The sequence below is a fragment of the Bacillus sp. SIMBA_026 genome (assembly GCF_046535335.1).
Classification (GTDB): Bacteria; Bacillota; Bacilli; order Bacillales; family Bacillaceae; genus Bacillus; species Bacillus velezensis.
Map to the genome: position 1 here is coordinate 754,814 of NZ_JAWRWX010000002.1, position 24,610 is coordinate 779,423.

A 24,610-nucleotide genomic window follows, 5' to 3' on the forward strand; every position below is an offset into this window, starting at 1 on the left:
AATTAATCTCATTATAATTATTTTTTATACAAAAGGAGATAAATATTCCAAAACATTTTAAATACAAACAAATAAGACAACCATTCTTCAATACGGGAATTGTTGTCTTGTGTTTTTCTCTTTTTATCTCACCTTTATCGAACCATCTTCACTGGATAGACTTATTTTATTACTTCCCGCGCCAATTTCACCTTTTTTCAGTTTTACGCCATCATGGCTCTTATTAAGCCCATCTAGATCAAACGTTACATCAGAATTACTCTGAGCAAAAACAGCAAGTGAAGTTGGCGCTTTTTTATAAGATACACCTATATCTCCTGATTTCGTATTTACTGATAAAGATTTTCCTTCTGTTATGTCCTTGATTGAAACCGCTCCATCTTTAGAAGTAACCTTTACATTGGAACTATGTATTTCCTTCATCTCATTATCGCCGCTTGCAGATGTTATATTTAATTTCTCAAAAGAACTATTTTCAACGCTTAACGCCCCATCCTTGGATGAAAACTTTCCAGTATGAGCCGAAACATTATTGATTTTTTCATCACCGGAATGATTATCAACGACAATATTTTCAGCTGAAATTTCACTTAATTGTATATTCCCATCTTTATTGGTTATTTCAATATTGTTCATACCTGAATCGGGAACATTAATATAGATTGTGCCGCCCTGCTTCCCAAAAGTAAATCCATCCAAAAAGCCGCCATTCTTTTGTTCTTTTTGACTAACGACCAAACCCCCCCCCATCTCCTTGAAATGTAACTGGAGCCTTATCTTTCTGCTTCCCCTCAGCAGATATTGTTGCCTTATTTGAATTACTCTTTTTAAACTTCACATCCCATGAGTCAGTATATACTTTTAAAGTATCAATTTTTTCAACATTGCAGGACACGTTCTTTTTAAAGTTTTTAGTATCTGTCTTATAAAGGCTTAAAACAATTCCGCCGATTACGATTAACACTGCACATGATGCTATAATCTTCTTCATTGTATAATTTCTCCTTTTATCTACAATAAATCTTTCTGATCCACCTTACGGTAAGAAAGATAACCCACTAAAAAACCAAATAAACAAAGTATAATTGGAATGATAATAAATTGACTTAAACTGACTGTTTCTCCTTCGTCGGAAACTGTTGCATTGATAAAGACCCCGATTATGACAGCCCAAGTGATTGTAGCAGAAGTTGATTTTTTTCTCATGCCGAAAAATAAAGGAATCAGACTCACTCCTCCCATCATAAAAGCGGTGAGAAGAGTCGATGGCATAGCGGAAATAACTTCACTCATTTCAACAGGCTTCTCGAATAAATATAAGTGCGGACTCACGAAGAGAATTAACAAGTTAATAACAAACGTAGCAATAACAATACTTACAAAGCAGAATAGGAAGACAATAGATAGTTTAGCTTGCATTAATTTTTTTCTTTGTAAAGGATAAGTAAACAGCAATTGTATTGTTTTATTTTTATATTCATCAATAACTAAACGGGATAAAATCACAGCAGAAAAACTAATAAACACAATTCTAATTAAAATATTAGTTAGAGATATAAAATCTGCATAATCACGAAACATAAGTTCATTTTCATTTTTAGATTCCCATCCCATAAAAGCCGCTAAGGCAAAGATGATGAATATCCAAAGTGCCACCCATTTAAAATACTGTGATAAGTGATGTTTTTTGTACTCTAATTTCATAAGTTTTAACATGCTAATAGCCTCCAGCAGAAGAATTTAAGACAATGCAAATAGGTGCATAACACAGACGGGCAATCTATCTAGTGTGTATTCCCTCCCCATTCATAGAATTTAAGAAGTATTCTTCTAAAGAACTGTGTTTTTTATTTATACTTTCTATACCAATGTCATTCAGAATAAGTGCTTTAGAGATTTCTTGTTGTGTAACTGCTGTTTCATAGATACGAATTAATTGTTGATCAATCATTTTAAAATTTCTTATCCCCAGATCTTGTTCTAAAATATATAACGCTTTTTTTATATTTTGGACTTTTACCTCTATATACTCTGTTTGTTTTCCGTTTATACTCTTCATAGAAACTTCTTTTATTAACTTGCCATTCTGTATGATACCAACAGTATCTGACATTTGTTCCATTTCGGCTAAAATGTGACTGGAGACTAATAATGTAATTCCATATTCTCTGCAAAGTAACTTAAAGAGATCCCTCAACTCTTTTATACCTATTGGATCCAGGCCATTAATCGGCTCGTCTAAAATGAGAAGTTCTGGTCTTGTAGAAATAGCTCTGGCTATTCCTAACCTTTGTTTCATTCCTAAAGAAAACTCTTTCACTTTTTTATTATCAATATTATGTAACTTTACAAGCTCGATAGCGTGGTCAATGGATTTTTTATCGTAATAGCCCATATATTCACAATGGAAATCTAAATTTTCTTTAGCAGTGAGGTTGTCATAGAAAATGGGATATTCAATAATGGTGCCCATTCTTTTTAAAACTTCAAATGACGTATCTGTTAATTTCTCACCGAAAATTTCTATTTCACCACTTGTAGGCTTGATTAAATTTGTAATCATTTTCATAATGGTTGTTTTACCTGCACCATTGGGACCCAAGAATCCATAAATCTCCCCTTTTTTCACGTGCATATTAACCCCGGAAACAACTTCTTTTCCTTTAAATGTTTTTGTAAGCTGACTCGTTTTTAAGATGTATGTCATTCGCTTTCCCCTTTCCATATATACTCCTACTATATAAAGGAAAGTTCTCTTTTCTCTTAAGCAAATATTACTTTTTTCTTAAGATTTTTCTAATTAAATCCTATTCCCATTCTATAAATCATTTTTTGTTTTTTTAGGATGCATGATGTCCATAGGAGAAGAAAGGGAGGATCTCTTAAATTTCAGGTCCCTAACTGACCGCCATCTTCCAAGACATTTTTGATGAAATTGTCCTTCAGGCCAGCAATCATGATCGTCGACGGTCGTATCTTATTCACTGGCTCCATTCACAGCAAATGCTAACATCAGCACAAAAAACGAAGACATCCGCTGTCTTCGTCTTGTGCGCTATCGGTGAGCCGTCTGCCAGTCAAATCCGATGGTGTCATCATTCCACGGGATTCTTTTTTCGTCAGGCTGATCCGGATTGTAGGACATCGTCGTGAAATAAATAATGGTCAGCGGGGTTTCGCCCAACACTCTGTACCCGTGTGCGACGCCTTTGGGAATGAGAAGGAGCATCGGATTGTCTTCTCCCATGTAGTAGACATCCGTTTCTCCCTTGGTTGCCGACTCTTCGCGAAGGTCATGGAGCACGACCTGGGCGTGGCCCGTCGGGAAAAACCACAGGTCATCCTGTTTCTCATGATAGTGAAACGCTTTAATGACGCCGGGATAGCTTTTGGACCAGGAAGCCTGCCCGAAACGCTCTAAGAGATGTTCATCGTCACGGACGAGTTCTGAGAAAAAACCCCGGTCATCGCTGTGTTTGATCAGCTTTTTGATTTTTACGCCTTCGATCACTTGCACTGTCCCTCCCCTTGTAAATAATCCTGCAGCGCTTCCCGCCAATGCCTCATGCCGAGCCCCTGCCGTTCAATCGACTCAAGACTCAACACCGAGTAAGCGGGGCGCGGCGTCTCGTTTCCGTATTCCTCCGTCGTGACGGGCAGCACGGAGGCGGTTCTGCCGCTTTCTTCAAAGATGGCCTTGGCGAATTCATACCAGCTGCACACTCCGCTGTTTGCGGCGTGGTATAAGCCCGGCGGCCTGTCAAACAGACCGATCACCGTTTCGGCTAAATCCTTTGTGTACGTCGGCGCTCCGACTTGATCGTTAACGACACGCACCTGATCATGTGTATCCGCAAGTTTCAGCATCGTATTGACAAAGTTGTGCCCGCCGCTGCCGTACACCCACGATGTTCTGATAATGGTGTGGTTTTTTCCCGTTAACCGGATCAGTTCTTCGCCGAGTTTTTTGCTTTTTCCGTAAATCGTGCCCGGATCTGCGGGATCATCGGTCTGGTATGGCCGTGTTCCTTTGCCGCTGAAGACGTAATCGGTGCTGATGTGAATGAATTTCGCGCCGGTGTTTTCAGCCTCAAGCGCGGCATAATAAGCGCCGATTCCGTTTATTAAATACGCTTTGTCGAGCTCCGTTTCACATTTGTCAACGGAGGTGTATGCCGCCGTATTGACGACGATATCCGGCTTGTAATGGCTGAACGAGTGCCGCACCGAACGCTGGTCGGATATGTTCATCATCGCTTTTGTCAAGGCGATCACTTCATATCCTTCCCGCTTCAGCTGGCGGCATAACTCCCGCCCCAGCTGGCCGGCCGCTCCGGTTACTAATACCTTCGTCAATCGGATCCCCTTCTTTCCGATTAGTCTTGGCTGTCTGTATACCAGCGAATGGTTCTTCTCATTCCTTCTTCAAATGTGACGTCCTGCCGCCATCCCAGCTCATTTTTCAGCTTTGAAGCATTGATGGCGTAACGGCGGTCATGCCCTTTTCTGTCTTCGACATGAGCAAACCGTTCCTCGACACCAAGCTCCTTCATGATAAATGACGCAAGCTCTTTATTCGTCCGTTCATTTCCTCCGCCGATATTGTAAATGTCACCGAGTGTTCCTTTTTCCAGTACGAGCTTAATGGCGCGGCAATGATCTTCGGCAAACAGCCAGTCTCTGATCTGCATCCCGTCGCCGTACAGCGGAACCGGCGTGCCGTTTACGGCATGCCTGATAATGGTCGGAATCATTTTCTCGTGATGCTGGTACGGCCCGTAATTGTTGCTGCATCTTGTAATAATGGCAGGAAGCTTATGGGTTCTCACATAAGACATGACGAGCAGGTCTGAGCTTGCCTTGCTGGCCGAATACGGATTGTTCGGAGAAAGCGGCGTCGTCTCTGTAAAAGCGGGATCATCCGGCGCCAAATCTCCGTACACCTCATCTGTGGAAATGTGAATCAGCCTGCCGGCTTTTCCCTGTAACACTGCGTCCGCCAGTCGGTATGTGCCCATTACATTTGTTGTGATGAACGGCTCTGCCTGATTTATGCTTCTGTCCACATGGGATTCAGCCGCAAAATGAATGACAGCGTCATACATTTGGGAAAAGACTTTGTCAATGTCCTCTTTTTCCGAAATGTCACCTTTGATAAAACGAAAACGGCCGTTCTTTTTTAAGGCTTCTATTTCAAGCGGCCTGCTTGCATACGTGAGATTATCCAGGACGGTAATCTGCGCATCTGTTTCTTTCAGCATCATCTTTGTAAAGGTAAGGCCGATAAATCCGGCGCCCCCTGTAATTAAATATGATTTTGGCATGATTAATGCTCCTGTCCTTTCTGTAATGCCTGATGCGCCAGACTTCCGGCGAGGTAGAGCGATTCATGCGTGCCCGCATCCACCCACCAGCCCGTTAACACATCATACGTCAGCTTACTGTGTTCAATGTATAAATTATTGACATCCGTAATTTCCAGTTCGCCGCGTTTTGAAGGGGAAATTTGTTCAATATAAGAAAACACTTCTGCGTCGTACATGTAGATCCCTGTGACGCATAGTCTTGTCGGCGGCTGCTCCGGCTTTTCAATGATCGACTTGATCCGTTTGTTTTCCTCATCAATCTCGGCGATGCCGAAGCGCTCCGGATCGTCTACTTCTTTCAGCAGCACTTTTGCTCCTTTTCCCTGCTTTGCGAAACGCTCCGTATAAGGTTTTAATGAATCTTCAAAAATATTATCTCCCAAAAGCAGAACGAACGGATCGCGCCCGGTAAACCGCTTTGCGTATGATAAACCGTCGGAAATGCCGGATGCGGCTGGCTGAACCTGATATGTGATTGAGACGCCGAGCTCTTCTCCGGTTTCGAGAAGTTTATGAAATTGCGGAATATATTCTTTTTGCGTAATCAGCAAGATATCTGTAATCCCCGCTTCTTCCAGCTTCATGATCGACCAGTAAATCATCGGATATGGACCGACAGGGAGTAAATGCTTATTGACCGCTTTTGTCAGCGGCATAAGGCGTGAGCCGGTGCCTCCGGCTAAGATAACACCTTTCACATGAACACTTCCTTACGTGTGGTTTTATCACAAATCATAAAGAATCGCCGCCGCCCGTTTGATGCCCCTGCCGTCAACCAGCGGCTTTCCGTTTTGATGAAGTCCGGTCCGCAGAGGATAATCAGCGGCCATGTCAGACATATGCCGTGCGAGAACGTCCGCTGATATGCCTTCACCAAGGCCGAGGTGAACGGCGGCCCCCCGTGCGGCGAATTTTCCCGCCGTCTCAGTTTGATGCTCCACTTGAGAAAGTACGATGCAGGGCACACCTGTACAAATGGTTTCATATAAAGTGATCCCGCCGGACACGACGGCCATATCAGCCCTCCTGAGAAGCGCGGCCATGTCATTTGTCTGCCTTACCATCTCGGCATAAGGCATTTGTGTAAGATGCGCGCGCACGTCATCAGCATGAGGCGCGGCGCCGCCCATGACGATGATCACTCGTTTTCGCTGAATGCCGGGGATACGGCGGCATGCTTCCATCACTTTAAAGACAAGCTTCTTCGGGTCGCTTCCTCCTAATGAAACCAATATGGTCCGGCATTCTTTTCTCAGCTGATAAAGCTGCTTTGCTTTTTCAAAACCCGGATGAAGAATGATATATTCCGGGCCTTCATATACCGCGGCGCTGCCCATTTGAACCGTCCGGCTTTTCAGCCCTCCGTAAATGCCGTTTATAACGGCATCGCATAAATGAATGACATGTTCCCGTTTTTCTTCAAATAAGACGATGCGTGCCGATGAATGCTTTTTGATTTCCTCTAACCAGTCACACGGCATATCGAGCAGATCGAATATGAGAAGGTCAGGAGCCTGCCTGTTTATTTCCCGGACAATAAATTCCTTCTGTCCCTTGTCAGGCTTGATGTTCACTTCCCATTGATCAGAAGACAGATAAGAAGAAGCCTCTTTATTTGTGTAGAACGTTATTGAGCAATTGTTCTTAATGGCACCGGCAAGCAGCTTCATCCGCACCGCATGCCCCATGCCGATGTCACGGCCCCCGTCCGCGAAAATCAAAACCCGCATGCTAATCAGCCTCTTTTTGCCGGATCATTTGATTAATGGCCCTGAGCTCCGGATCACGATTCAGCAGATGGATCAATTCTTTTGCCGGAATATCAGGACGCGAGCCCGCTTTTACGTACAGCTCGCGGGCCAGCCTGTAGTCCTCTTCGGTATCGACGGTCAGCCGCAAGTGGGGGGCCCGGAGTTCCTGCGGGGGCTCAGGAAAGAGGAGCCGGTACTTCTCAGGAGATTCTCTTATTAAAAGCGTGACATGCTCCTGATATTTGTCCGCCAGCGTTTTGTCGGCATTGATCTCTTTTAAAAGACGCGCATTTACCGCCTCGCCGCCGATGCCGAGCGGTGTACCGCAGATATACGTGTAGTCTGCGTGCTGATCTAAATGCGATTGAATGAGAAAATCAAGCAGCGAAGGGTCGACAAACGGGTTATCCCCCGTCAGTCTGACTGCGATGTCCGGTTTTACTTGTTCGATGACTTGTGCAAACCGGTCAAGCACACACTGTTCGCTGCCGCGGTGCACACGGTAGTTCTTGCTGATGCAGTGCGCTGACAGAATGTCGTCGGTCTTGCTGTCAGACGAGGCGACGATCAGATTATCCCGTGATTGATCATAATACGCGCTTTGCCGAACCCTTTTGACAATCATATCGAGGATCGTATACCCGCCGATCGGTTTCAGCACTTTGCCGGGAAGACGCCCGCTTCCCATCCGCGCCTGAATGATAAACAAAATGTCAGTCATCATATGGGCTGCCTTTCGTCAAAAGGTCATCCCAAGTGATGCCCGTGTCGGAGGGGATATCCCTGACCGCACGCGCGCCGTCAGTTAAAAGCTCAAAATATCTCGGGTGAAGCCCCTGCGGTTTTTGGCCGGGACGAAGGACGGCAAGGTTTTCAGCCGTAAAACATTCGCCTTTTTGAATCGGCGCTGTTGAAAAAATGCCTCTGTAAGCGAACCTTCTGATATCTCCTTCAATCGGTGTCGTGGTTTTATGGGAGCTTCCCGACAGCACTTCCGGCACCGGAGCGTGATGCCCCTGCCGCAGCTCCGCTTCAACCGAGCGGATCGCCGCAACCATTTCTTTTAATTCATCCGGATTGAGGGCGAAGGAGTGATCAGCACCGGGCAGGTTTTTATCGATCGTAAAATGCTTTTCAATCAGTTTCGCTCCGAGCCTGACCGCCGCGCACGGCACATCATACGGATGGGCGCTGTGATCGGAGAAACCGATCACTGCATCCGGGAATGCGGCGGCAAGCATGGGAATGACGCTCAGATTGCTGTATTCAGGCGGCGCGGGATATTTCGCCACACAATGCATGATCGCAATTTCTGTGTTTCCCTCGCCGGTAATGGTTTGATAAGCCTCCTGAATATCTGAAATATCAGCGCCCGCGGTGGAAAAGATAATCGGTGTCTTCAGTCCTGCGACATATTTCAATAACGGCAGATGATTCAGCTCGTAGGAGGCGATTTTAAAGGCTGAAGGCGAAGTCGCATACAGTAAGTCGGCAGAGCCTTCGTCACAGACCGTGCTTAAAAACAGCACGCCTTTTTTCTTACAATATTCAAGCAGCGGTTCGATCCATTCGGCGGGCATTTCCATTGATTGCACCAAAGAAAATATCGAGACATCTTTTCCCGCAGCGGTTTTGTACAAGCCGGGGTCTTTCTGATACATTTTGTCAGCCTGAAACATTTGGAACTTGACCGCGTCCGCGCCGGCCTCACTGGCCGCATCTATCAATTCAAACGCCTGGCTCAGTTTTCCGTCATGATTAATTCCGGCTTCGGCGATGATGAATACGGGCGAACCTTCGCCGATTGACTTCGTTCCGATTTTGCATGATGCCATCAGTCCGCCTCCTTCCCGGGCCACACATGATAGTAGTAATAGGACGCATCCGCTTTAAATCCCATTCTTTCATACAGGCGGATGGCTCTTACATTGTGGAGCTGCGTTCCCGCTGATACAGTCTTATGCTGAAAGCGCAATGATTGTTCAATCACGTGCGCCGCTAAATGGAATCCCGCTCCTTTCCCTTCAAATCCCGGTTTTACCGCCATCAGATCAAGGACGAATTCATCGCCTTTAGACAGCCCCTGAACAAAGCCCACGGTCTCTCCCTTATATGTGGCGGCGAATTGTAACGAAGCTCTGCCTTCCGCGTTATTCCGCGCCCACTCTTCAAACAGGCGGTTTGCACTTTCATAGCTGAGATGGGGGTCTTGGTAATACCGGCTTTTTGTAAAGGCGTCGCGGGCCAGCCGGCTGATCGCTTCCGTGTCGCCGGGTCCGGCTTCTGTAATCTCAAACGGCGGCGTGCTGTTATATACACGCACCGGGCTGACGAGCTTGAGCAGACTCCCTACAAAATAAGCGTTCGGAAGCTGCTGAACGACCTGCATCGCCCCGATATCTTCAGCCGGTATTTTAATAAATATAAAATCAGTGCCTGCCGCCCGCCTTGCCGCGTAAAATGCCTGAAACAGCCTTTTGAGCTGTCCGGTGCTGTTTGCGGCTGCAAGTTTCACATTGATGATATTTTTTCGGAACAATTGACTTTCCCACGAAGAGTTTTCATATAAAATCACGCCTTGAAGGCTGTTTTCTTCCAATAAACAGAGCGACGATTCATAGGCTTCCGGCTGGATGCCCTTCTGATGCAGGAAGGCATGAATCATGTCCTGCGCAAGATTTTCCCTCAGTCTGTACACCTAATCAGCCCCTTTGACGATATCCGTAACGGCTGCAATGACGTATTCAACGTCGGCATCTGTCATTGACGGATAAAGAGGGAGTGACACGGTGCGGTGATAATACGCGGCCGCGGCCGGAAAGTCAGTTTCCTTATACCCGTACGTTTTTTGATAATACGGATGGAACGGAACCGGAATAAAATGAACACTTGTGCCGATATTATATTGGTCTTTTAAAGCGGAAATCAGATCGTTTCGGCTGACCCCGGCCTCCTGCTCCTCTATTTGAAGAACATACAGATGCCATGCATGCCGCCCGTCATCACTGACATGCGGGATGGTCAGCCCTTTCATGTGCTTGAAGGCGTCCTGGTAGCGGCTGGCAATGTCGGCTCTTCTTTGCTGCATGCTGTCAATCCGTTTCAGCTGATGAAGCCCAAGCGCTGCCTGAAGATCAAACATATTCATTTTATAGCCGGGCGTTTCGACCTCGTAGTACCAGCTTCCGTTTGAAGAATAGCGGTTCCACGCGCCTTTGCTCATGCCGTGAAGGCTGAGCACCCTGATCTGATCGGCAAGCCCGTCATCGTTCGTCGTCAGCATGCCGCCTTCACCGGTTGCCAAGTTTTTTGTCGCGTAGAAGCTGAATGCCGTCGCATCACCGATTGATCCGATCATTTTCTGTTTATAAGTGGTATACACGGCATGTGCGGCATCCTCTAAGACAAATAACTGATGCTTTTCGGCAATGTCCAGAATCTGATCCATATCACACGACTGGCCGGCGAAATGAACAGGTACAATCGCCTTTGTCCGCGGGGTGACGGCCGCCTCAATTTTTTCAGGGTCCGCATTCAGCGTAAGCGGATCGATGTCAACAAACACCGGAACGGCGCCTGTGTGCACGATTGTATTGGCTGTTGAACTGAACGTCACGGCAGACGTGATGACCTCGTCGCCGGGACCGATCCCTTTCGCTTTCAGGGCCAAAAACAAAGCGGCGGTACATGAGTTCAGCGCGATCGCGTGCTTTGCTCCCGTCCAGGCAGCAAAGGCTTTTTCAAACGCCTCTACTTTCGGTCCCTTTGAAAGCCAGCCCGATTCAAGCGTATCAATAACCTCCTGAATTTCGTCCTTCCCGATCATGGGCAATGAATAGGGAAGAAAAGCTGATCTTTTTTGCACCATTTTCTTTGCGCTCCTATCTTTTTTATGAAGGGTCAACCCGTCTGAAGCTGACTCCGGTTTTTTCCTGAAGCACTTGGCATAAAGCGGCAAGCGAATCCTGAACCGGGTAGTTCGCGGCGACAAAAGCACGGCGCGCCTGTTCCGCTTTTTGATATTCTGCGGGGCTTTCGCATATCCGGATTAATTCCTGAGCGAGTGCCTGCGGGTCCTCAAAGACAAATTCTCCAAGTGAGTGATAATAAGGGTATCTGCGGGTTCCCGCTGATTTTCCGATCAGCACGGGCTTTTGAAACAGCATCGCTTCAAGACCGACCGTTGATGTCTGAGTCACCGCAGCGTCAACATACGGGAGAATGTCATACAGCTCCATCTCTTTTTTGATGATTTTTCCTGCTTTATATTTCCGCAGCACCTGATTGTAAGCATCCAGCTTGTTTTTGCCGATTTCCCACGGATGCGGTTTAATAATGAGCTGCATGTTCTTTTGGCCGACAAGCTCTTCAAGCACTCCCGTATAAAATTCATCAGAAAACGGCTGCGTGGCGATCAGCACCGTCCGCTGTGACGGGAGAAAAGAAAGTTTGCGGTAAAACGTATCCTGATCTATCGGTTCTCTTGAAAAAATCTCGTCGAAACGGGGATGCCCCGTGATGATGATTTGTTCATCCCTGCAGCCTTTTGCTTTATACCACTCCGCTTCATAAGCCCCGAATACAGCCTGATAGTCCGTAAATACGGGCAGAAACGCTTCATCTCCCATGAGCGCTCCGTGCTGGAGACAGATGCTGACGGCGTTTTTTTTCGCGGACATCAGCGCCAGCACACGGCTGTAAATATCCTCTGTCGTGCCGACTACAACGGCGGAAATCTTCTCGGCCGTAAACAAAATATCAACGGCATCAATCGCTTCAATAAATAATGGAATGTCTTTATACAAACGTTCCTGAAATTCTCTGTTTCCGAAAGCGGGATGGCTGTGAAGCTCTTTCAAAATGGAATGGGCTTTTTCAATATAAGGGACGGGGTTCCCTTTTTGCCCCATTCCCGTCAGCTCCAATTTGCAGATAACGGGCAGCCCGTAATGGTCAGGCAGACTCCATCTGGCCAGTACCGCTGTTTTTGCCGGATCAAACTGCCGGTAGTTTCCCTCGGTGAACCGAAGATGATCGAAATGCAGAATGACTTTTCCGTTTACCGGTTTCTCATCTGTTTTCTTAATGTTTTGCCTTTTTTGATCATAATATGGCTGTATACCGGCTTCAGGAATATGCTGATTCGCCGGACCGAAAAGCTCTGGGTTCTGCTCCATGCTCTCCCGAAGCGCCGGACTGATATATTGATAAAAATTACTGATCAATGCGAGCGGGATGTCTTTGTAGCGAAGTGACTGAAAAAGGTCAATATACTGCCGGTACAGCACCCAATAATTCGCTAAGTATGCCGACAAGCCCTCACCCCTTTCCAAGCTTTTTTAATGATTCCCTCAGCTCCCGGCACGTGGTCTGCTGCGGAAGACTGTTCACAAACTCGTTTTTCTCCGCCGCGAAAAGCTGATAATGGATGGATTGATCGGTAATATAATTGATATCAAGCTCCTCAGAAATCGGGTAAAACGGATAAAAATGATTCACTCTCCAGAAGAAACGGGCGTCACCGATCCGGTAAAACGCGGGGCTTTCATCCCAATAGGAACCGAATGCCGATTTGACCTGTTCCAGCACGGAAAACCGGTGCATGACCGAACAATGGTCAATGGCGCACGGCGCGTTCCACACGATCCGTTCGGCGGGCCTGGCCGTCTCCTTCACCGTCTCTTTCCGCTGATTCAGATGATAGGTTTTGGAACTTGAATACACGACGGCTTTTTCCGGGTCTTCATCAAGCTCTTTCACCATTTTCTCAAGCCGTTCCGGCACATACGTGTTGTCGTCGGTCGCATACGTCACGTACTCGCCCTCCGCCATTTCTATTGCCTGATTAATCAAGGCGGCGTAGCGTGTTTTTTCCGTTCTTTCTTTGACGCCCGATACATCGCTTTGATAAAACCGGACGCGGTCATCCGTGAGAAAAGGACGTATTTTCACCAATGTCGCTTCATTTGAGTTGTCATCCATAATGAACAGCTCAAAGTCCGTAAACGTCTGAGACAGAATACTTTTAATAGAGCGGGCCACATAGTCACTTTTGTTATAGCTCGTCATGATCACTGACACTTTAGGCAACTCGTCACCCCCTTTTCGCACCTGAAACTACCGCTATCATATGTTCCTTATGCGGAAGATGCGATAGGAATACAGACTATTATGTGAAAAGTCAGCATTGCGCGCACAAAAAAAGCCGGCTCTGATGTCCGGACTTATTGGAGCGTATTTTCTTTTTCCGCATAAATCTTTCTTTGGGCTCATATGGTGGAATAGATAAAAACAGCAGCCGCTCTGTCGGCTGTCTGATACTTTTCAGGAGGTTTCAGCATCAAGAGGTTTTCATCAAAGGAGGAACAATATGAAACCGAAAAAGAATCAATATCAGCAAATGCAAGGGATGGGGATGGGAATGGATATGCAAGGATACCAGCCGCAGCTCGGGCCTAACCCTTATCCGCAGCCACAGGGCCAAGGATCACAAATGATGCCGATGCAGCAGCAAATGACAATGCCGATGCAGCAAGGCCAGCAGAGCTTCGGCGGGGGGTTCCCCGGCCAGCCGCAGCAGCAGGGCGGCGGCAGCTTTCAAATCCCGTCAGGTCCATCATCGTCACAAAACGTTCCCGGCATGCTGCCGATTGAAGAGTCATACATTGAAAATATTCTGCGGTTGAACCGGGGCAAAACGGCGACGATTTATATGACATTTGAAAACAGCAAAGAATGGAATTCAAAGATTTTCCGCGGTGTGATTCAGGCGGCGGGACGTGACCATATCATCATCAGCGATCCGAAAACGGGCACCCGCTATCTGCTTCTGACCATTTACCTTGATTACATCACGTTTGATGAGGAAATCGCTTATACTTATCCGTACTCCATGTCTTCTTATTCGCCGAGATAAATCAAAAAGCCAATCGCTCACTTGACAGAGGATTGGCTTTTTTTCTTTATAAATATTTGACGGCCGCGACGATAATCATAATCCAAGAGATGATAAACGCCACCCCGCCGAGCGGTGTAATCGCGCCGAGAATGGAAATCTGCGTCACGCTCAATACGTACAGGCTTCCTGAAAACAGAACGATGCCCGCAAACATCAGCCAGCCCGCAACAGAAACACTGCCTGCGCCAGAAAGCTTTTCGGCCAAAAACGCGACAGCCAGAAGACCGAGCGCGTGATACATATGATATTGCACGCCTGTGTGCCACACCTGCAAATATTTATCGGGGATTTTCCCTTCAAGCCCATGCGCGCCGAAAGCGCCCAGCGCCACGGCCAATAAAGCGTTAATCGCACCAAGAATAATAAACACTTTCATCTATTTTTCTCCCGCCTTTTCGTTAAAGTTTCCAATTCAATCATAACCCAACATCGGCAAAATTCAACGTCCGCCGTCCGATGACACGAGATTGTCGGATTTTTTCTTTTTGATAAGCTGGATTCGGTCAATCGCTATCGCCAGCAGCGTCCCTAGCACAAGGCCGTTGCTTAAGAGCGAAATCAGGATCGGGTGCATCCCTGATAACGCGCTCTCCGGCACAAACATTACGCCGACCCCCGTCAGGAGCGCCAGACCGATAATGGAGCGGATTCGTTTTTGCTCCGCTTTCTCATAAGAGTCAAACTCTGTAAAGGCAAGACCCGCCATCGTGGAGAAAACGACGAAGTTTACCGCAAAGCCGACCGGTGAGGGCAGACTCGCGAACGCATTCATAAATAGCGGGATCATACTGATGATCATGACAAATACACTTCCCAAAAGAAACGGCTTTTTCGAAGGAAGCTTCGTCGTCTCAATAAAACCGGCCGCCCCTGAAATCGGCACAGGCGCAATACCCCCCGACAGTCCGCTCAAAAGGTGGCTGATCGAAGCCGCAAACCCTGCCGGACGCTCACGCCGCTTCCCGACGGTGCCGCCGAATTTTTTCACCGCCGCTTCTACAACCCGGATGCTCGCGAGCATGTTGACAATCAAAAGCACGGTAATGAAGAGTGACGTAATGATCAGGCCGCTGTCAAACACGGGTTTTCCAAACGGAAAAAGAGCCGGCAGCTGAATCACGCGGTCCGGTATTTGAATCGGTTTGGCAGCGCCGAAGACGGCGAATAAGATCCATCCGCCGGCAAGCGAAAGGAGAATCGCATACTGTCTTAAGAACGTAACATTCGATCGGGACATGATGAACATCGCCGCCGTCACAACCATGGCGAGCCCGAATACAAGGCCGTCGACGCTGTTTTTTAAATAGCCGATGCCCAAAAGGCCTTTCACAATCGGCTGACTCAGCTGCATGACCAACAGCAGCAGATACACACCAGTCACAACCGGCGTAAACAGCACGGCCAGCCGTTCAATCACTTTAAAAAGGCTGAACAAAAAGAAAAAGACAGCGCTTAATAACAGCGCCCCCTGCAGCGCCCGCAGCGTCTCGCCGAATGTCGCAAACACCGTGCCCGTCAGTCCGCCGTAAATCGTGTATACGCCCCACCATAAGCCTGCCGGGCTTTCATTAATCGGCAGACGATGTCCCTGGAGACATTGGATGACCGCGGCGACGCCAAGCACAAAAAATGTGCTCTGAATCAATGCGGCAGAATCGGCATGGTTCAAGTGAAATGATTGTGCGATGGCGACAGGAACTACAATCGCAGCCGCAATCATAAATGCCGTCCATTGCAAACCCCCGAGTATCAGTTTCAAGTCAATCAACCTCTCCTGTTAAAAATCGAAAATGGAATCCCCGTTTCCGTCTTCCTCACGTTCGTCTTTCGCTTTTTTCTGATATTGGTTCAGCCCGGCGCTGCCCATCATTTTTTCAAGCAGCAGCGGGTCTGTCGAAGGAGACGCGGAAGGTTTCGGCGCCGCTTTCGGAATCGGATTCTGCACAGGCGCCGGAGCGGTGTGCGTCTGAGTGCCGAGCACGACATCACACAGAGAGCGGATGGCGGCCGCGTGCATTTTGACCTCCTCGGTGCGGGTCGCCGTTTTCGCCTGCCTCAGTTCTTCTTCCATCTTCTGAATCAAAGCAGAGATATGTATGTTCATGAGTAAATCCTCCAGCAGTAATTTGTCTTCTTCCTGCATTTTATCAAATTTCTGAGCGAATCGCAGAATTGAGTTTGTTATTTTTTCTGACGGCATATCGCCCTGAACGCCAAAAAAGACGCTTCCGCCGGGCGGAAGCGCCTCAAAAAAACGTTTATTGCGGCAGGTCGGGGATGCACCAATCGATCGGCTGCTCCCCCATTTTTTCAAGGGCGGCGTTTGTACGGGAAAACGGTCTGCTCCCGAAAAAGCCGTTCCTTGCCGAAAACGGGCTCGGATGAGTCGATTCAATAATAATGTGTTTCGATGTGTCAATGCGCTCTTTTTTCATCTGCGCGTGACGCCCCCATAGGATAAAGACAATCGGCTTCTCTCTTTCATTCACCACATCAATGATGCGGTCAGTGAGCCGCTCCCATCCCTTGCCTTTGTGGGAGTTGGCCTGACCGCGGCGAACCGTAAGCACTGTGTTTAACAAAAGCACTCCCTGCTTCGCCCAGCTGACGAGCGATCCGTGGTTCGGTACGGAGCAGCCGATATCGTCCTGAAGCTCTATGAAAATATTTTTCAAAGACGGCGGCTGTCTGACCCCGGGCTGAACGGAAAAACTAAGCCCGTGCGCCTGTTCTGGCCCGTGATACGGGTCCTGTCCGAGAATGACCGCTTTTACATCCTCATAGGGCGTATAATGCAAGGCGTTAAAAATATCATGGCTGTCAGGATAAATCGTTTGGCTGCTGTATTCTTGTTTCAGCATTTCTCTCAGCTCTTGATAATACGGTTTGTCAAATTCATCTTTCAGCTGATTCCACCAGCTGTCTTTTAAAAGCTGTTTCAAACTGTCCGTCCCCCTTAACTGTGCAGTCTTGAATGGACGGGCTTTCCGTCCCACACAATGTCAGTCGGCGCCTCCCGCCTCTTCATGTCCGGCTCTTCAAGAAGAACCGCGAAGTTTTTCGTCGGGAGCTCCCCAAGCCCGTGCTTTTCGCTTAACCGGTCTAAGTACCGCTTCCGTTTGCCGCCGAGATCCGCGGACTGATTGCCGCCTCCCTCAAAAAACGCATATATGACGCTCGCGCAAGGAACACGCTTCACACGGTGCTGTTTTGCGGCGCGCAAATAAAAGTCCCAGTCCCAATAATTATGGACATCCGGATCAAAATACCCTAACGTGTCATGCAGAGAACGCCTGTACATGCTTCCTGACGGAACGTACGTGGAAAATACCCGCATATCCGCATAATCCGCCGTATAGGCGAAAGGCTTTCGTGACACCGGGTATCTCGTGCCGCCCCGTTCTTCAAATGACACAATTTCCGCGTCAGAATGGACAAAATCCGCATCAGCAAGTGCAGCCGCCATTCTTTCCAAATGGCCCGGCGTAATGAAATCATCATCATCGCACAGCATGATATAATCACCCGACGCTTTTTTCACACCTGCGTTCCGCGCTTCCACATGTCCGGCATTCTGTTCTAAATCAATAATCTGAATCGGCAGATCGCTGTACAGCTGCTTCGCTTGTTCGACCGATTCCCCGGCATCATTTACAATGATCACTTCATAAGGCTTTATGGCCTGCATGGAAATCGACTCCAGCAACTCACACAAAGCCGGAATCCGGTTATACGTGACTATAACAATTGATATATTCATGACCCGCTCCTTCTGCTTTTTCTCATGTTCTATTAAAACATAAAGCGGCGGAGAGATCAGGGGGGATTTTTGATTTCGGCCCATTCAGAAACAAATCCAGGTCATACCCGCCAGCAAAACGAGAATGATCAGAAGGTCTCCCCAAACAGTGCATACCGCCTTGGCATTAAATCTGCCCGCCTCCATGGCGTTCCAAAGTTTTGATTGATAAACAGGCACCAACACCATCGCATAGCATGTGCACAAGCAGACAAAAGCCGGCGGGACAAGCGCACATCCATCCTCATCCCAATCATGAATCAGTTCCGGTATACTCACCCCGCTGTCAATGTACAAGTATAATATACCCGCCAGCGGAATGAGCGAACTGATCTGCAGCTCGAAAAGTTTCACCTTCCACTCACGCGCAAACGAAACGGCCCAAATCCATCCCAGTACATAAAACAATAGAAGAAGCAAAATACTGAAAACAACAAATATAGCGTCTTGCATCCCATTCAGAACCATAATAAAAAGACTCACAACGGGCAATGCAAGAACCAAGCCGCAGACGGTAAATACGGTAACGGCTATTTGGGCGCACGCGCCGTACATCCACGAACCTAATCTCATTTCAACACCCCTATATAGATTACCTATGTATATAGTGAAAAAGATCAGGCAAGCCTCTGCCTGCCTGCGTAAAAACCTATTTTGCCGCAAAACGGAAAACATACCGTCACAACGGCGCATACTGCCGCAAAACTCGGTGTGACCGCCGAAGGAAACAGCCCAGCCGGAACCAGATTGAACAAAAAGACAAACATAAAACATAGATTCGGCACCATTGAAGCCCATACCGTCTGGAACCAATACAGCACATAACTGATCATAATCAGCCATACTGACACGGAAATCCCTTTCCACAGCGCGTCAACAGCGGGATGAATCCGCCACGCGTGCATCATCGTAATCATCGCCCCCATCACAAAAAGACCGCAGTTGCAGAACAGATAAAAGAGCATAAAAGTCCGCGCGGGCACCGCCGAAGCTTTTTGAAAAGCAGAGATAATCTCAGACGGAGTCCCCACTTCCCGCAGAATAAGCGCCATCGCTTCGCTTTCGGTTTTGCCTTTTTCCAGATGATCACAAATGGCATGATGAATATGGCTTTCGATTTCCTTTAATAATTCACGGCTTCCGGCCTTGCCTTCCAGCCCTTTTCTGATTTCCTGCACATAAAGGTCTTTATCCATTCTGCCCGCCCCGCTTCAGCATCCGGTCCATCAGAGCAGAGAACAGATTCCATTCCTTCGTCCGTTCGGCTAGAATGGTCTTTCCTTCATCGGTGATCCGGTAATATTTTCGGTCCGGCCCTTTGGTCTGCTTTTCCCAGTAAGAAGAAATATAGCTTTGGCGTTCAAGCTTATGAAGCGATGGGTACAGCGTGCCTTCCTTCATTTGCAGTTCATTCCCGCTTCTATTCTCCATTTCTTTCACAAGTTCATACCCGTACATGGGCCGTTCATTCAGCAGCGTCAGCACCAGAATGACCGTGCTTCCCTTTACAAGCTCCCTGTTGAGCATTTATTTTCTCACCCTTACCTAGTAATCTTATGTAGGTATTGTACGCACATCCCCTGCGGCTGTCAAATCATTCCTCCAAGCCTTCCGTATTGTGATCGGGAGAAAATCTAACTATAATGAGATATAAAACACTGATGGAGGCCATTGATATGTCAATGCACAAAGCACTTACTATTGCCGGTTCTGATTCCAGCGGCGGCGCGGGAATTCAGGCCGATTTAAAAACATTTCAAGAAAAAAACGTATACGGAATGACGGCTTTGACCGTGATCGTAGCGATGGACCCGGAGAACAGCTGGGATCATCAAGTATTTCCGATCGATGCCGATACGATTCGCGCACAGCTGGCGACGATTGTTGACGGAATCGGCGTAGACGCCATGAAAACGGGAATGCTCCCTACCGTGGAGATCATAGAGCTTGCGGCGAAAACGATTAAAGAAAAACAGCTGAAGAATGTCGTTATCGATCCTGTCATGGTCTGCAAAGGAGCGAACGAAGTGCTGTATCCGGAGCATGCCGAAGCGCTTCGCACCCAATTGGCGCCTCTGGCAACCGTCATCACGCCAAACCTGTTTGAAGCAAGCCAGCTGAGCGGTATGGATGAATTAAAAACAGTGGAAGACATGAAAGAAGCGGCCAAGAAAATTCACGAACTCGGCGCGAAATATGTATTGATTACAGGCGGAGGCAAATTGAAACATGAAAAAGCGATCGACGTGCTGTATGACGGAGAAACCGCGGAAGTATTAGAAAGCGAAATGATTGATACACCTTACACGCACGGAGCCGGATGCACATTCTCCGCCGCCGTGACGGCAGAACTGGCCAAAGGCGCTGAAGTGAAGGAAGCCATCTATGCGGCAAAAGAATTTATCACCGCGGCAATCAAAGAATCCTTCCCGCTGAACCAATACATCGGACCGACTAAACATTCGGCGATGCGCCTTAGCGGAAAATAAAATAAATATCCCCCTCATGATCGAGGGGGATTATTTCATTTTTTTCGCGGATGACCGCAAAAACATCTCAATAGACTGCACAAACAGCGCATATTCCTTCATCTGTTCATATGTATGCATCAGCCGATCACTCCATTCATTGTGCGGCTCAGCTCTCTTGAGCATGCGATTCAGCTGAAGCAATACTTCTTTATATTCTTCCCGCTTATCTTCCACTTGCTCTGCGGCTTTGACAAGTAAACATTTCGGCGTCATCTTCTGATTTTTCAAAACTGAGAAAACAACTCCTTTTATTCCTGGAATCATAGGCTTTCGTTTGAAGAATAGCACAGATGGCATAGGTTTCACATAAGAAAAAAGAACGATTTTCTACAAAAGTGTCCAAATTGAGCCATTTATTTCCGTTTTTCCTACCGAAGTGACGGTTACGTCATCATTTCCCGGGAAAGGAAAATATCTGGCGCTGAATACCTCTTCTCCATCATTCAAAAACAATTCGATGGAGGATGCATCCACAAAGAGCTGCACGGAATGCACCTCGCTGATGGCGCAGCTTCTCTTTTCTTTTTCTTCTTCTCTGAAAGCTGTGCGCTCCAGCACAGCCAGCCCCTCTTCCTGATGAAATATAAACCGGGCTGCGCCCCGAATTGAGATTTCAAAACCGGATTCGCAAGTGATGTCTTCCAGCAGCACTTCAGCCCGGGACGCATCTTTCACCGGGAGGCTTACAGACGAGCAATTCAATTGAAGACGGCGCTTTTGTTCATCCGTGCGGCGTGATTTCATTTCCGGGAGCGGGCGCTGTATGATTCTGCCGTTGGACAGTGACAGCTGTCTCGGCATCGTTAAGCAGTGAACCCAGTGATACGCATGTGTCGGATGTTTGTCCTCATGCTGATCCGGAACGCCCATCCACGCGAACAGAATTCTCCGTCCCTTATCATCTTCCAGCGTCTGCGCCGCATAAAAATCAAATCCTCTGTCAAGCTCCGTAAATTCACCATGCTTAAACTCTGGCGGCTCTGTATGCAGCCTGCCGAGGAAATAGCCCGCCTGGTGGCTGTTATGATATTTTATCCCGTCGGCTTCAAGCCCCTGCGGACATACGAGCAGCACGTCGGTTCCGTCAAGGGAAAACAGGTCGGGACATTCCCACATATAGCCGAATGACCCGAGACCGCCGGAGCCCGCCCCCGCAATCGCACCGAGAAACGTCCAATCCGTCAAGTTCTCTGATGTGAACAATACAGCGCTTCCGGTGAGCTTTTCTGTCTGCGCGCCGAGCACCATGTAATACGCTCCGTCTTTCTTCCAAACCTTCGGATCACGGAAATGAGCGGTATAGCCTTCCGGGAGACGCGCGACGACTCCTTTTTTTTCAAATACGATCCCGTCTTCGGATACGGCGAGGCATTGATACGTTTCCCGATTGCCTTCTTCGTCACGGACATTGCCTGTGTACATCAGGCAGAGCCGCCCGTCTTTTTCGATGGCGCTTCCGGAATAACAGCCGTTTTTGTCATACCACTCACCCGGCGCAAGCGCGATTTCTTCCTCTTTCCACTCAACGAAATCCTTCGTCGTCACATGCGCCCAAAATTTCGCGCCATGCCCCGTATGAAATGGCTGCCATTGAAAAAACAAGTGATATACGCCGTTCCATTGGATCACGCCGTTCGGATCATTTAAAAGCCCGACCGGCGCCATAATATGATAGTTCTGGCGGTATGGATCTGACGCGGCTGTTTCTCCCCGCTTCTTTTTCGCTTCCTCAGCCTGCAGGCGCAGCTCTTGATCCGGTGTCCTCATTTGACGGCCTCCTTTTCTTTAGCTCCCATAATGTAAGCGGCAATAAACGCCGAGACAGAGGCGATGCCCATTCCGATCAGATAGTTTATAAGATTTCCTAAACCGAGCGGAGCCGTGATGGCAATCATCGGAATTCCGGTCAGACCGTAGGCATTGGCGGCGACGCCGGTCACCACGACATAGGCTCCTCCCAGCGCTCCGCCGATCATTCCCGCGATAAACGGCTTACGGTACCTTAGGTTCACACCGAAAATGACTGGTTCGGTTACGCCGAGAAAAGCGGAGAATGCGGCTGGCAGAGCGATTTCTTTCATTTTCGCTTTTTTCGTCAGGAAAAATACAGCCAGTCCCGCCGCGCCCTGAGCGACATTCGCCATCGACCAGATAGGAAGGATATAGTTTCTGCCCAAATCAGCGATGAGGCCGGCCTCAATCGCATGAAAGCTGTGATGCACACCGGTAAGCACAATAAGCGGATAAAGACCGCCGAAAAGCAGTCCGGCAACAATTCCCGCATGATCATACACATATGTCAGCGAGACGGTAATGCCTGATCCGATCGCCCTGCCAAGCGGACCGATTGCGATAAAGGTAATAAATCCTGTGACAATCACCGTGACAAACGGCGTGACCAATAAATCGAATGCGTGAGGCACAATTTTTCTGGTGCCCTTTTCCACTTTGCTCATAATGTAAACGGCTAACAGTACGGGGATGACCGTCCCTTGGTAGCCGAGCAGCGCAATGTCGAAGCCGAAGAGCTGCATAAAATCAGGCGATGCATCCGCAAGCCCCCACGGATTCAAAAGCGCCGGATGGATCATAATTCCCCCGAGCACGGCACCGAGATAGGCATTACCGCCAAATTCCTTCGCCGCGCTGAACCCGATGAATACGGGCAGGAAGATAAACGCCGCGCTTGAAAACATGTCTAAAAGCTTAAACAGCGATGATTGTTCAGACACCCAGTGAAAAGCCTTCATCATGCCGAGCAGCCCCATTAAAAGTCCGCTTGCCACGATAGCCGGAATGATGGGAACGAATATGTTAGACAGTGTCTTCGCAAATCTTGCGGCCGGATTCAGCTTTTTTTTCGCTGCGTCCTGATGTGTCTCACGATCTTCCCGCCCCAAATCGGCTTCTTTTGAAAAAGCGTCATACACTTTATTCACGAGGCCGGTGCCGAATATAATCTGATATTGCCCCGAGCTGCTGAAAGCCCCTTTTACGCCTTCTATTTCTTCAATGCCGGCCTGGCTGATCTTCTGTTCATCTTGAATGACGAGCCTGAGCCGCGTCGCGCAATGTGTCGCGCTGATGATATTTGATTCCCCTCCGATATGTTTGATAAGCTGTTTTGCCGTTTCTTGATAATTCATTATGTATCCCCCTTTCTAAAATCAAAAAAGACCTAAAATTCGCCAACGAAAAAGATCAGCATGATCCCTTTTTCATGTACGCAAATTTTAGGTCTTGCCTGCATTACCAGTCACAATCCCGCCGGATTCAGTTTTTTTAATGCGCTTTCATTCTATTTCATGACAGCGCTTTCGTCAATATGTTTTCATAAAAAAAGTCTGTTTCTCGAAACAGACGCGTTATTCCGGGTTTTTTTGCAGACGCTGGACATGCAGCGTAATATAGCCGGCCTCGGATTCCGGCAGTTCCAAATCATATTCAGTTTTTAAAAACGCCGCCAGTTCAAGCGCACACCGATAAGCAAACGGATACTTTTTTTGGATGAAATAAAGCATCTCCTCGTCCATGGAATGGAGTGCTTCATTTGAGTCCAACCGGCTGACCGCATACCGCAAGTGCGTGACGAGGCGCTGATAGGAAATACTGTCTTCATCCACCTTCTGTTCGAAAAAGGATTCGATCTTTTCGATCATTTCTTTGATCATGGTTGTATGCTTCATCGCCGAATACATGCTTTTGGCATCCGCCTTGGCAGTGTGGATATGAAGCGCGATATACCCCGCCTCATCATCAGGCAATGATATACCGAGGGTTTGTTTCACGTGTTCAACCGCCCAGCGGCCGATCTCATATTCTTTTTTATAAAGCGCCTTAATTTCATGAAGCAATCGGTTATGCACCTGAAGGCCGTTTTGAATCCTTTCGATCGCAAAGGATAAATGGTCCGCCAGCGCAATGTGGATGTGATCGCTCAAAGGTGCCGCAAGCTCTCCCTCCGCATGGCTGATGATATCTTCAGCCGCCTCTATATGCTCTTCGGGAAGCGTTTCTAACACTTGTTTGAACTTTTCATTTTCGTCGTGCACGACAAATATTTTTTCAATTTTATGCTTTTGAATCACATCATTTTTTCTCTTTTGAAAAGCGATTCCGGGACCCATTACGATCTTCTCCCGTCCGTCTTCTTTTATTAACGCCGCATTGTTATTTAATACTTTGTCTATTCTCAAGAGGTTCGC

General features: G+C 47.7%; 29 protein-coding genes. 2 read left to right on the plus strand and 27 right to left on the minus strand.

The window, feature by feature from the left end; all coding sequences use genetic code 11:
- Positions 1–123: 123 nt before the first annotated feature.
- The 15 genes from SB847_RS14605 to SB847_RS14675 form a co-directional block, all read right to left on the minus strand.
- A complete protein-coding gene (locus SB847_RS14605) occupies positions 124–738 on the minus strand; it encodes a DUF4097 family beta strand repeat-containing protein (RefSeq protein WP_486304277.1) in 615 nt (204 codons plus the stop codon).
- Positions 728–991: a hypothetical protein gene (locus tag SB847_RS14610; protein ID WP_410577959.1), complete on the minus strand. Its 264-nt coding sequence runs from the start codon at positions 989–991 to the stop codon at positions 728–730. The genes SB847_RS14605 and SB847_RS14610 overlap by 11 nt, the downstream gene beginning before the upstream one ends.
- A 20-nt stretch (positions 992–1,011) precedes the next feature.
- The gene (locus SB847_RS14615) at positions 1,012–1,716 is read right to left on the minus strand and encodes an ABC transporter permease (protein WP_410577960.1); all 705 of its coding nucleotides are present in this window, start codon (positions 1,714–1,716) and stop codon (positions 1,012–1,014) included.
- Between the two features lie 64 nt (positions 1,717–1,780).
- Entirely contained in the window at positions 1,781–2,707 is a 927-nt protein-coding gene (locus SB847_RS14620; RefSeq protein WP_029325741.1) for an ABC transporter ATP-binding protein, read from the minus strand.
- A 348-nt stretch (positions 2,708–3,055) separates the two neighbouring features.
- On the minus strand, positions 3,056–3,511 hold the full coding sequence (locus SB847_RS14625) for a dTDP-4-dehydrorhamnose 3,5-epimerase family protein (protein WP_003150986.1): 456 nt from the start codon (positions 3,509–3,511) through the stop codon (positions 3,056–3,058).
- The gene (gene rfbD / locus SB847_RS14630) at positions 3,508–4,356 is read right to left on the minus strand and encodes a dTDP-4-dehydrorhamnose reductase (protein WP_038460264.1); all 849 of its coding nucleotides are present in this window, start codon (positions 4,354–4,356) and stop codon (positions 3,508–3,510) included. The genes SB847_RS14625 and rfbD overlap by 4 nt, the downstream gene beginning before the upstream one ends.
- 20 nt (positions 4,357–4,376) lie before the next feature.
- Positions 4,377–5,324, minus strand: a complete 948-nt coding sequence (rfbB, locus tag SB847_RS14635) for a dTDP-glucose 4,6-dehydratase (RefSeq protein ID WP_007407684.1) — start codon at positions 5,322–5,324, stop codon at positions 4,377–4,379.
- A 2-nt stretch (positions 5,325–5,326) separates the two neighbouring features.
- Positions 5,327–6,064 carry a sugar phosphate nucleotidyltransferase gene (locus SB847_RS14640; RefSeq protein ID WP_410564077.1) on the minus strand — a complete coding sequence of 246 codons (738 nt, stop codon included), beginning with the start codon at positions 6,062–6,064 and terminating at the stop codon, positions 5,327–5,329.
- A 27-nt stretch (positions 6,065–6,091) separates the two neighbouring features.
- Entirely contained in the window at positions 6,092–7,096 is a 1,005-nt protein-coding gene (locus tag SB847_RS14645; RefSeq protein WP_410564080.1) for a PseG/SpsG family protein, read from the minus strand.
- A gap of 1 nt (position 7,097) precedes the next feature.
- Complete coding sequence (locus SB847_RS14650; protein ID WP_410564083.1) at positions 7,098–7,838, minus strand: cytidylyltransferase domain-containing protein; 741 nt, start codon at positions 7,836–7,838, stop codon at positions 7,098–7,100.
- On the minus strand, positions 7,831–8,952 hold the full coding sequence (locus tag SB847_RS14655; protein ID WP_410564086.1) for an N-acetylneuraminate synthase family protein: 1,122 nt from the start codon (positions 8,950–8,952) through the stop codon (positions 7,831–7,833). Before SB847_RS14655 ends, SB847_RS14650 begins: the two co-directional genes overlap by 8 nt.
- Positions 8,952–9,815 carry a GNAT family N-acetyltransferase gene (locus tag SB847_RS14660; protein ID WP_406528953.1) on the minus strand — a complete coding sequence of 288 codons (864 nt, stop codon included), beginning with the start codon at positions 9,813–9,815 and terminating at the stop codon, positions 8,952–8,954. The genes SB847_RS14655 and SB847_RS14660 overlap by 1 nt, the downstream gene beginning before the upstream one ends.
- Positions 9,816–10,985, minus strand: a complete 1,170-nt coding sequence (locus SB847_RS14665) for a DegT/DnrJ/EryC1/StrS family aminotransferase (RefSeq protein ID WP_410564089.1) — start codon at positions 10,983–10,985, stop codon at positions 9,816–9,818.
- 22 nt (positions 10,986–11,007) lie between these two features.
- Positions 11,008–12,432 (minus strand): capsular polysaccharide export protein, LipB/KpsS family, encoded by a 1,425-nt coding sequence (locus tag SB847_RS14670; protein ID WP_410564092.1) that lies wholly within the window; start codon positions 12,430–12,432, stop codon positions 11,008–11,010.
- Between the two features lie 4 nt (positions 12,433–12,436).
- The gene (locus SB847_RS14675; protein ID WP_017418665.1) at positions 12,437–13,207 is read right to left on the minus strand and encodes a glycosyltransferase family 2 protein; all 771 of its coding nucleotides are present in this window, start codon (positions 13,205–13,207) and stop codon (positions 12,437–12,439) included.
- Positions 13,208–13,487: 280 nt separating this feature from the next.
- On the opposite strand from SB847_RS14675, the gene gerQ reads away from it, so the two are divergent.
- Complete coding sequence (gene gerQ, locus SB847_RS14680) at positions 13,488–14,033, plus strand: spore coat protein GerQ (protein ID WP_007614539.1); 546 nt, start codon at positions 13,488–13,490, stop codon at positions 14,031–14,033.
- A 46-nt stretch (positions 14,034–14,079) separates the two neighbouring features.
- Here gerQ and SB847_RS14685 read toward each other — a convergent pair whose 3' ends face one another.
- The 8 genes from SB847_RS14685 to SB847_RS14720 form a co-directional block, all read right to left on the minus strand.
- A complete protein-coding gene (locus SB847_RS14685; RefSeq protein ID WP_003150969.1) occupies positions 14,080–14,451 on the minus strand; it encodes a DUF423 domain-containing protein in 372 nt (123 codons plus the stop codon).
- Positions 14,452–14,514: 63 nt separating this feature from the next.
- Positions 14,515–15,834: a purine/pyrimidine permease gene (locus tag SB847_RS14690; protein WP_021494757.1), complete on the minus strand. Its 1,320-nt coding sequence runs from the start codon at positions 15,832–15,834 to the stop codon at positions 14,515–14,517.
- Positions 15,835–15,852: 18 nt separating this feature from the next.
- Positions 15,853–16,275: a YwdI family protein gene (locus SB847_RS14695; RefSeq protein ID WP_015387535.1), complete on the minus strand. Its 423-nt coding sequence runs from the start codon at positions 16,273–16,275 to the stop codon at positions 15,853–15,855.
- Between the two features lie 58 nt (positions 16,276–16,333).
- On the minus strand, positions 16,334–17,017 hold the full coding sequence (locus SB847_RS14700; protein ID WP_410577963.1) for a uracil-DNA glycosylase: 684 nt from the start codon (positions 17,015–17,017) through the stop codon (positions 16,334–16,336).
- Positions 17,018–17,031: 14 nt separating this feature from the next.
- On the minus strand, positions 17,032–17,835 hold the full coding sequence (locus SB847_RS14705) for a glycosyltransferase family 2 protein (protein WP_410577965.1): 804 nt from the start codon (positions 17,833–17,835) through the stop codon (positions 17,032–17,034).
- 84 nt (positions 17,836–17,919) lie between these two features.
- Positions 17,920–18,447 (minus strand): hypothetical protein, encoded by a 528-nt coding sequence (locus SB847_RS14710; RefSeq protein ID WP_410564105.1) that lies wholly within the window; start codon positions 18,445–18,447, stop codon positions 17,920–17,922.
- Between the two features lie 44 nt (positions 18,448–18,491).
- Entirely contained in the window at positions 18,492–19,070 is a 579-nt protein-coding gene (locus SB847_RS14715; protein ID WP_044802430.1) for a permease prefix domain 1-containing protein, read from the minus strand.
- The gene (locus tag SB847_RS14720) at positions 19,063–19,401 is read right to left on the minus strand and encodes a PadR family transcriptional regulator (protein ID WP_410564107.1); all 339 of its coding nucleotides are present in this window, start codon (positions 19,399–19,401) and stop codon (positions 19,063–19,065) included. The genes SB847_RS14715 and SB847_RS14720 overlap by 8 nt, the downstream gene beginning before the upstream one ends.
- Positions 19,402–19,550: 149 nt before the next feature.
- On the opposite strand from SB847_RS14720, the gene SB847_RS14725 reads away from it, so the two are divergent.
- Complete coding sequence (locus tag SB847_RS14725) at positions 19,551–20,363, plus strand: bifunctional hydroxymethylpyrimidine kinase/phosphomethylpyrimidine kinase (protein WP_003150959.1); 813 nt, start codon at positions 19,551–19,553, stop codon at positions 20,361–20,363.
- A gap of 30 nt (positions 20,364–20,393) precedes the next feature.
- Here SB847_RS14725 and SB847_RS14730 read toward each other — a convergent pair whose 3' ends face one another.
- The 4 genes from SB847_RS14730 to SB847_RS14745 form a co-directional block, all read right to left on the minus strand.
- Positions 20,394–20,669: a hypothetical protein gene (locus SB847_RS14730; protein ID WP_042635591.1), complete on the minus strand. Its 276-nt coding sequence runs from the start codon at positions 20,667–20,669 to the stop codon at positions 20,394–20,396.
- 63 nt (positions 20,670–20,732) lie between these two features.
- Entirely contained in the window at positions 20,733–22,172 is a 1,440-nt protein-coding gene (locus SB847_RS14735) for a sucrose-6-phosphate hydrolase (protein ID WP_410564111.1), read from the minus strand.
- Positions 22,169–23,551 carry a sucrose-specific PTS transporter subunit IIBC gene (locus tag SB847_RS14740; protein ID WP_007614557.1) on the minus strand — a complete coding sequence of 461 codons (1,383 nt, stop codon included), beginning with the start codon at positions 23,549–23,551 and terminating at the stop codon, positions 22,169–22,171. Before SB847_RS14740 ends, SB847_RS14735 begins: the two co-directional genes overlap by 4 nt.
- A 219-nt stretch (positions 23,552–23,770) precedes the next feature.
- Positions 23,771–24,601: a PRD domain-containing protein gene (locus SB847_RS14745; RefSeq protein ID WP_007407705.1), complete on the minus strand. Its 831-nt coding sequence runs from the start codon at positions 24,599–24,601 to the stop codon at positions 23,771–23,773.
- Between the last annotated feature and the right edge of the window lie 9 nt (positions 24,602–24,610).